Source organism: Calidithermus terrae (genome assembly GCF_003574345.1).
In the GTDB taxonomy this organism is placed as follows: Bacteria; Deinococcota; Deinococci; order Deinococcales; family Thermaceae; genus Calidithermus; species Calidithermus chliarophilus.
Window position 1 is genome coordinate 35,910 of the sequence record NZ_QXDL01000006.1, and the last position, 8,208, is coordinate 44,117.

Annotated in this window: 9 protein-coding genes; 1 reads left to right on the top strand and 8 read right to left on the bottom strand. The window is 72.1% G+C overall.

The window, feature by feature from the left end; all coding sequences use genetic code 11:
* Positions 1-3: 3 nt before the first annotated feature.
* The 8 genes from deoC to Mterra_RS01635 all read right to left on the bottom strand — a co-directional run bounded on the left by deoC (position 4) and on the right by Mterra_RS01635 (position 7,667).
* Positions 4-747, bottom strand: a complete 744-nt coding sequence (deoC, locus tag Mterra_RS01600; RefSeq protein WP_119313565.1) for a deoxyribose-phosphate aldolase — start codon at positions 745-747, stop codon at positions 4-6.
* Between the two features lie 17 nt (positions 748-764).
* Positions 765-1,679 carry a sugar phosphate isomerase/epimerase family protein gene (locus Mterra_RS01605; protein WP_119313566.1) on the bottom strand — a complete coding sequence of 305 codons (915 nt, stop codon included), beginning with the start codon at positions 1,677-1,679 and terminating at the stop codon, positions 765-767.
* A gap of 31 nt (positions 1,680-1,710) precedes the next feature.
* Positions 1,711-2,904: a Gfo/Idh/MocA family protein gene (locus Mterra_RS01610; RefSeq protein WP_119313573.1), complete on the bottom strand. Its 1,194-nt coding sequence runs from the start codon at positions 2,902-2,904 to the stop codon at positions 1,711-1,713.
* Between the two features lie 23 nt (positions 2,905-2,927).
* Complete coding sequence (locus Mterra_RS01615) at positions 2,928-3,875, bottom strand: phosphotriesterase family protein (protein ID WP_119313567.1); 948 nt, start codon at positions 3,873-3,875, stop codon at positions 2,928-2,930.
* Positions 3,872-5,164, bottom strand: coding sequence for an FAD-dependent oxidoreductase (locus tag Mterra_RS01620; RefSeq protein WP_119313568.1), 1,293 nt, complete (start codon positions 5,162-5,164; stop codon positions 3,872-3,874). Before Mterra_RS01620 ends, Mterra_RS01615 begins: the two co-directional genes overlap by 4 nt.
* Positions 5,161-5,925 carry an SDR family NAD(P)-dependent oxidoreductase gene (locus tag Mterra_RS01625; RefSeq protein ID WP_119313569.1) on the bottom strand — a complete coding sequence of 255 codons (765 nt, stop codon included), beginning with the start codon at positions 5,923-5,925 and terminating at the stop codon, positions 5,161-5,163. The genes Mterra_RS01620 and Mterra_RS01625 overlap by 4 nt, the downstream gene beginning before the upstream one ends.
* Before the next feature lie 171 nt (positions 5,926-6,096).
* Positions 6,097-6,879, bottom strand: coding sequence for a sugar isomerase domain-containing protein (locus tag Mterra_RS01630; protein ID WP_119313570.1), 783 nt, complete (start codon positions 6,877-6,879; stop codon positions 6,097-6,099).
* An 8-nt stretch (positions 6,880-6,887) separates the two neighbouring features.
* A complete protein-coding gene (locus Mterra_RS01635) occupies positions 6,888-7,667 on the bottom strand; it encodes a GntR family transcriptional regulator (protein ID WP_119313571.1) in 780 nt (259 codons plus the stop codon).
* Between the two features lie 105 nt (positions 7,668-7,772).
* Here Mterra_RS01635 and Mterra_RS01640 point away from each other — a divergent pair.
* Positions 7,773-8,208: ROK family protein (locus Mterra_RS01640; protein WP_170159514.1), on the top strand; the 436-nt coding region annotated here is incomplete at its 3' end.

The following is an 8,208-nucleotide window of genomic DNA, read 5'->3' on the forward strand; positions in this document are numbered from 1 at the left end:
CGCTCAGTACCCGCTCTGCAAGCCGGTCTTCTCGGCGGGCTGGGCGGTCCCGGCCTTGCGGGCCTTGAAGTCCTCGAGGATGGCCTGCGTCGCGGTGGCCCCCACCCGGGTCACGCCCAGGTTCATGACCTCGAGCAGCGCGTCGAGGGTGCGCACCCCGCCCGCCGCCTTGACCTGCACGCGGGGAGACACCGACGAGCGCATGAGCCTGAGGTCTTCGGGGGTCGCGCCGCCGGGGGCGAAGCCGGTGGAGGTCTTGACGAAGTCGGCCCCGGCCTCTTCGGTGATCCTCGAGCCCAGCACCTTCTGCTCGTCGCTGAGGTAGGCGTTCTCGAGGATCACCTTGACCAGCGCCCCGCCCGCCCTGGCCGCCTCCACCACCGCGCGGATGTCCTCCAGCACGTACCCGGCCTCGCCGCCGCGCAAGCGCCCGATGTTGAGCACCATGTCGAGCTCGGCGGCGCCCTGCTCCATCGCCAGCCGGGCCTCGAAGACCTTGGTGGCGGTGGCGTGGCTGCCGTGGGGGAAGCCCACCACGGTGCCCACGAGCACGCTCGAGCCCTTTAGCACCTGCGCCGCCAGCTCCACGTCGCAGGGCTTCACGCACACCGAGGCCACCTCGTACCTCGCCGCGAGCTCGCAGCCGGCCACGACCTCGGCGGGGGTGAGCTCGGGGCGCAGCAGCGAGTGGTCGATCATCTTGGCTACTTGGGCATAGCTGAGGGTTTCTACGGTCATCTCTCGCATTTAAAGCTCCTTGGGCTTCAGATCACGAAGTTGCGCAGGAAGCGCCCGGCCTGCACCAGCGAGCGCTTGCGGTCGTCGAGCGAGCCCTCGTAGGCGCGGTCCTCGACCTCGATGCACACCGGCCCCGAGTAGCGGGCCTCGGTGAGGGCGGAGAAGAACGCGCCCCAGTTCACGTCGCCCAGCCCCGGCAGCTTGGGGGTGTGGTACTCCAGCGGCGTCGCTAGGATGCCCACCTGCCGCAGCTTGTCGCGCTCGAGGCGCACGTCCTTGGCGTGGACGTGGAAGAGCTTGTCCTTGAACTCCAGGACCGGCCAGGCCGGGTCCATCATCTGCCAGACCAGGTGGCTGGGGTCGTAGTTGAGGCCGAAGTGGTCGGAGGGGATGCGGCTGAACATCTCGCGCCAGATGGCCGGGCTCACCGCCAGGTTCTTGCCGCCGGGCCACTCGTCGGTGGTGAAGTACATGGGGCAGTTCTCGATGCCCACCCTCACCCCCTCGCGCTCGGCGTGCTTGATGACCTCGGGCCAGCGCTCGTCGAAGAGGGCCCAGTTGTCGGCCAGCGAGCGGGCGGGGTCGCGCCCGACGAAGGTGTTCATGCGCCCGACGCCCAGCCTCGCCGCGGCGCTGATGACCTTCTTGACGTGCTCGAGGTAGACGCCCGCCTCCTTCTCGTCGGCGACGAGGGGGTTGGGGTAGTAGCCCAGCCCCGAGATCGAGACGCCGTGTTTCTGGGTCAGGCCCCGGATCCGTTCCACCTCCGCGTCGCCGAGTTCGTTGACGTCGATGTGGGTGACCCCCGCGTAGCGCCGCTCGGCCTTGCCCCGGGGCCAGCACATCACCTCCACGGTGTCGAAGCCCTGCTCGGCGGCGAACTTCAGGACTTCCTCGAGGCTGAGGTCGGGGAGAATGGCGCTCACGAAACCTAGTTGCATCGTTCCTCCTTTTGGTGGCCCTGCGGCACCCTCAATACTTCACCTTCACCCACTTGCCCTTGCGGTGGCTCTCGAGGATCGCCTCGCACAGCGCGAGCTCCTTGTGCCCGTCCTCGAAGGTGGCGTAGAGCGGCTGCTCGGAGGGCCCTCCGGCGGCGATGTCGGCGTAGACGGCGCGGTAGAGCTGCTTGAAGGTGTCGGGGAAGCCCTCGGCGTGGCCGCCGGGGTAGCTGGTGTAGGCGCTGGCGGCGCGGTCGAGCAGGCCGGGGTCGCGCATGAGCACCTTGTTGGGCTCGTTCCGCTCGCCGATCCACAGCTCCTCGGGGCGCTCGCCGTTCCAGGCGATGGCCCGCCGGCTCCCGGCGACCTCCCACTCGAGCCGGTTCTTGCGCCCCGCCGTGACCTGCGAGACCGTGAGCACCCCACGCGCCCCGCCCGCGAAGCGCAGCAGCACGCTGGCGTAGTCTTCGGTGTCGATGTGTACCGGGGTGGTGCTGAGTTCCTTCTTGGCTCCTTTTTTACCGCCCGTACCCGCCGTCGCGGGGGGCCGATCGCCCTTGGGGCTGAAGGTCTCCACCGAGCCCTGCGGCGGGGCCTGGCGCACCGGGTGGACGGTCTTGAGGTCGGCCATCACCGCCTCGACCTCGAGGCCGGTGATGAAGCCCACCAGGTCGAGCCAGTGGGTGCCGATGTCGCCGACGGCCCGCAGCGCGCCGCCCTCGGAGGCCAGCACCCGCCAGTTGAAGTCGGTGGGGTACAACAGCCAGTCCTGCACGTAGCTGCCCTTGACGTGGAAGACCTCGCCCACCTCGCCCGAGCGCACCATGGCGCGCGCTTGCAGGCACAGCGGGTAGAAGCGGAGGTTGTAGTTGACCGCCGTGACCAGCCCGGGGTGCTTCCTCGCGGCGGCGACGAGCTCCTTGGTCTCGCGGGCGGTCATGCCCAAAGGCTTCTCGCAGACCACGTGCTTGCCCGCCTCCAGGGCCCGCAGCACCTGCTCACGGTGGAAGCGGTTGGGGCTGGTGAGGTGCACCACGCCGATCTCGGGGTCGGCCAGCAGCTCGGCGTAGCTCGAGTACCCCCGCTCCAGGCCCATCCGCTGGGCCGCGGCCTGCGACTTCTGGGCGCTCGAGCCCAGCACCCCCTTGACCCCCACCCCGATGCGCCTGAGGGCCTCCACGTGGACCGGGCCGATGAACCCCGTGCCGACAACGCCAACTTTCATCGCCATATCGCCTCCGAATCTCGTCACCTGGGGTCGAACGCCAGCCACCGCCGGGGGTTGTGGCGCAAGAGGTCGTCGAGCTGCCCCGGGGAGAGCCCCGCCCCCAGCAGCATGGGTGCCACGGTGCGGGGGAGGTGCTCGAGGCCGGGCCCCCCGCCGTAGCTCTTGAAGTAGGAGCGGCGGGCCATGTCGCCGCCGAGGAGGACCTGCCGGGCGTGGCCCGCCTCCACCAGCCCCAGCACCAGCTCGACCCGCACGGCGTCGGGGAGGTACTTCTCCTTGCCGAACTGGTCGAGGCCCAGGTTGACCCCGCTGGCCGCGACCTCCAGCAGGTAGGGCAGGTCGGGCTTGAGGTCGAGGTGGCCGATGAGCACCTTCCGGGGGTCCACGCCGCCCTCGAGGAAGAGCGCGGCCTGCTCCAGCGCCCAGGTGCCCTTCTCGGTGTGGGTGGAGATGGGCGCCCCGGTGGCGTGGTGGGCCTCGACGGCCGCCGCGAAGACCTTGCGCTCGTGGGGGCCGGCCCCGCCCAGGCTGCTGCTGGCCTTGATCAGGCCGGCCCTTGGCCCCGGCCCCTCCGCATGGGGCTGCTCCGGCGCGAAGCGCCGCACGCCCTCGCGCACCTCCGCCGCCATCCAGGCGGCGATCTCCCCGGCGCTGCGGCCGGCGGTGAGCCGGTCGGCGAACTTCCCCTTGTTGAAGCCGGTGGCGGCGACCACGTGGACCCCACCGGCCCTCGAGACCGCCGCCAGCGCCCCCGCGTCGCGCCCGTAGTCCACGGTGGTCATCTCGACGACCGCGCCGCCGCCCGCCGCCTTGAAGCGCTCGAGCTCGCGGACGGCCGCCTGGGGGTCGTCGAGGCGCAGGTCGGGGTCGGCGACGTCGGGCGGGGGGTAGGCCAGCAGGTGGTCGTGGCCCAGCGTGAGGCCCAGTTCGGCGGGCTCGACGTCGCCCAGCACGGTGCGGACGATCACAGCAGCGCCCCCATCTCCAGCAGCCTCGAGCGCAGCTCCCCCACGTCCACGCCGCGCAGGTCGCCCCCCTTCGCCAAAGCCGCCGCCAACCCCGCGGCCTGCCCCATCGCCAGGCACTGCCCGATGGAGCGGATGCTGGCGTGGGCCTCGTGCGAGGCCGACAGGCAGCGCCCCGCGACGACGACGTTCTCAAGCCCCTGCGGCAGCAGAGCCCGGTAGGGGATGTCCACGGTCTCGCCGTCGGGCAGGTACTCCCAGCGGGTGTCGCCCCCGGCGTGGTGCTCCTCGATGGGGGCGCCGCAGCGGGCGACGGCGTCGGGGAACTTGCGGGCCGAGAGCACGTCCTCGCGGGTGATCCAGTACTCGCCCCGGATGCGCCGGGTCTCGCGCACGCCGATGTTCACCGAGAGGCCGCCCAGCTCGGCCCGCTCGTAGCCGGGCACCTTGTCGCGCAGGAAGCGCAGGTACTCCAAAGCCTGGCCGCGGCCCTCCATCTCGGCCCTCGAGAGCGCGTCGGGGTCGGTGGCGTCCACCCCGGCCACGCGGGTCATGTTGGTGACCATCACGCCCTGGAAGGGGGTGACGTGGGCGCTGCCCTCCTTGCGCGGCAGGCGGTAGCCCTCGGAGGCCGCGGCCTCCATCAAGGCCCACAGCTCCTTCTTGGGGAAGCTCTTGGCCCGCGCCACGTCCACGTTGATGACCTTGAAGGTGGTGGTGAGCGACTGCGCGATGCCCAGCGCCCCGGCGTCCTCGAAGGGCCCCCCGGCCCGCGCCACCACGTCGGCGTCGCCCGAGGCGTCCACGACGGCCCGGGCGGCGACGGCCCGCAGGCCCCGCTTGGTGCCGACGACGGCCCCCCTCACCCGGGGGCCGTCCTGGATCACGTCGGCGAAGTAGGCGTGCAGCAGCACCCGCACCCCCGCCGCGCTCACCAGCTCGTCCCAGACCACCTTCAGCGTCTCGGGGTCGTAGGTCAGGCCCGCCCCGGCGCCGTAGGTGTTGGGCCGCTTGAGCAGCACGCCGCGGCGCTCCAACCCCCCCACCACCTCGTCGGGGATGCCGCCCACCACCTTCTTCTCCACGAGGCCGGGGGTGTAGAAGCCGTAGAAGGTGTCGAGCACCGCGGCCCCGGTGCCGCCCAAAAAGCCGTAGCGCTCCAGGAGCACCACCCGCGCGCCCTGCCGCGCCGCGGCGACCGCCGCGCTGCACCCCGCCGAGCCGCCGCCCACCACCAGCACGTCGCACTCGGCGAGCACCGGGACGGAAGCCGAGTAGGTAAAGGCCTTCACCCCGCCACGCTCCACCCGCCCGCGACCTCGAGCACCACCCCCGTCACGAAGCGCGCCGCGTCGGAGGCCAGGTAGCCGATGGCCTGGGCCACGTCCTCCGGCGTGCCCAGCTCCCCGGTGAGGGGCTGGCGCACCCGGACGTACCCCAAGATGGCCGGGTCGCCCTGGGCCCGCGCGCTCATCGGCGTGGCGATCAGGCCGGGGGCCACCGCGTTGACCCGGATGCCGTGGGGCGCGTAGTAGGCGGCCATGGCCTTGGTGAGGGCGATGCGGGCGCCGTTGCAGGCGGCGTAGGCGTGGGTGGCGAAGAACTCGCGCGCCGGGGCGTAGGCCAGCACGCTGGCGACGTTGACGATGGCCCCCGAGCCCTGCTCCAGCATCGGCCCCAGCGCCGCGCGGCACATGCGGAAGGTGCCGCGGGCGTTGGTGTCCATCACGCTGTCCCAGCCCGCGTCGGTGGCCTCGTGCACCGGCCCGTCGCCGAAACGCCGCCCGGAGATGCCGGCCGCGTTGACCAGGACGTCGAGCCGCCCGAAGCGCCCCAGCGCCGCCGCCACCGCCGCGTCCGCGGCGGAGGGCTCGAGCAGGTCGGCCTCGAAGCCGGCCACCCCCGGCAGCTCGGACTCAAGCCTCGAGAGGTTCTCCCCCGACCTGTCCAGCACCATCACCGCCGCCCCCAGCCCCGCCAGGTGTCGCGCGGTCGCGGCGGCGATGCCGGAGGCCCCGGTGACGAGCGCGCTTTTGCCGGTGAGGGAGGTCATGGGCGGGCCTCGAGGGAGGGAACGGGAAGCGAGGGGTGAGGTGCAAAGGCAAAGAGGCGGAAGGGCGAAAAGCGGGGACCGCGGGCGTTGCTTTTTCCCTTGCCCCCCCTGGACCCTTTCCCCCCTCGCCTGTGTCTCCCTGGCGTTGGGCGTCCGGCGCCGGGCGTTCCTCTACCCCCCATACACCACCTTCACCCGGTCGCGGTGGTCGTCGTAGGCGTCCTCGAAGCGCCGGGTGCTGGCCTCGGGCCCCAGCTTCCAGGCCCCGGCCAGCACCAAGGGCGGCTGGCCGCGCCGCGCGAGCTCGGCGGCCACCAGCACCTTCAGGCAGTTGACCACCGCGGTGTTGCCGATGGTGCTGCCCGGCCCCACCGGCACGTCCACGCCGGGCACCTCCACCATCGCGTCGCCGGGGACGGCGCAATTATCAATCACCAGGTCGGCGAGGTCGTGCAGGCGCTGGCCGCTGGAGTGCCCCGGCGGGAGCAGGCGGGCGTACTCCTCGGCGATCACCGCGACCACCCGCATCCCGCGCCGCTTGGCGCCCAAGGCCACGTCCACCACCACCCCGTTGTTGCCGCTGGTGGAGAAGACCATCATCACGTCGTGCTCGCGGAAGACGAAGTTGCGCAGGATCACCTCGCCCAAGCCCTCCTGCCGCTCGATCCACATGGCCTGGCGCTGGCCGTTGGCCCCCACCACCTGGGTGTGGTGGGTCATGGAGAGCTCGACGATGGGGTGGAAGCCGGGGAAGGAGCCGTAGCGCGGCCACATCTCCTCCACCGCCATGCGCGAGTGGCCGTTGCCGAAGAGGTGCACCAGCCCGCGCCGGGCGATGGCCTCGGCGCACCAGGCCGCCGCCTGGGCGATGCGTCCCATCTGGGTCTGGCGCACCCGCGCCAGGATGCGCTCGCAGCCGTCCAGGTAGTCGAAGGCGGGTTGGAGTGGGTTCATGGGGGCTCCTAGCTGCTGTCCCGGAGGGTGATCTGGGTGTTGTCGCCCTCGAGGTTGACGCGGAAGCTGCACCGGTCGGCGCGGCCGTAGCGCTCGGTGTGCTCGAGCACCGCCCCGGTGTCGGTGGTGACGGTGCGCCGGGTGAAGAGCACCACCGCGCCCCTGGGGATGCCTAAGGCCTTCGCCAGCCAGGGCTCGGCCTTGACGGCCTGGATGCTCTCCTCGCCCCGGGCGAAGCGCAGGCGGTAGGTGTGGGTGAGCAGGTCGTAGAGCGAGCCGGAGAGGTCGTGCCCCAAAAGCCCCGGGGTGAGCGCGTAGTTGAGGTGGGCCCGCTCGAGCATCAAGGGCTCGCCGTCGGCCAGGCGCAGCCGGGTGATGACCGCCACCACCGCGCCGGGCCGCAGCCGCATGGCCTTGAGCAGGTGGGCGGGGGCGGGCTCGAGGCGGGCGGAAAGGAGGCGGGTGGAGGGCTCGATCCCCGCCAGGCGCATGTTCTCGGAGAAGCCGGTGACGCGGGCGAGGGGCTGCTCGACCTTGGCGGGCCGGGGGAAGGTGCCCCGCCCCTGCTTGCGCTCGAGCCAGCCCTCGAGCTCGAGCTCGTGGATGGCCTGCCGCACCGTGGCCCGCGAGATGGAAAGCCCCTCCGAGAGCTCGCGCTCGCTGGGCAGCGGCTTTCCTTCGGGCCACACCCCGCTGTGCAGGACCTGCAGCATCGCCTCCTTGAGCTGCAGGTACAGCGGGATGGGGGCCTGGGGGTTGAGGTGGAGGAGCGCTTCGGGCAGGTTCATGCGGGCCCTCTTTGCCGGAGCAGGATGGGTGGACTAGACATCCGGTGGTCCGTACCTTTATATTACACACAGCAAGGCAAAAGCAAATTCTCGGACGGGCCAATCATGACGACGGCGACGGCATCAATCGGGGTGGACCTGGGCGGGACCACGTACAGCGTGGGCTGGCTGGACCCGGCGGGCGCCCTGCACGACCGGGTGGAGCTCGAGACCCGCTCCTACCGCCCCCCCGCCGAGGTGGTGGCCGACCTGGCCCGGGCCATCGAGGCCGCGGCGCGGCAGGCCCGGTCCGCCGCTCACGCCGTGGCGGGGGTGGGGGTGGGCGTCCCGGCCGTGATCGACCCCTGGGCCGGGAAGGTGCTGCTGCCGCCCAACTTCGCCGCCGGCTGGGCGGGCTACCCCCTGGCCGCCGAGCTGGCCGCCCGCACCGGCCTCCCCGTCTGGCTCATCAACGACGCCCGGGCCTTCACCTTCGCCGAGTCGCGCCTGGGAGCGGGCCGGGGCGTGGGCAACCTGCTGGGCGTGACGCTGGGCACCGGGG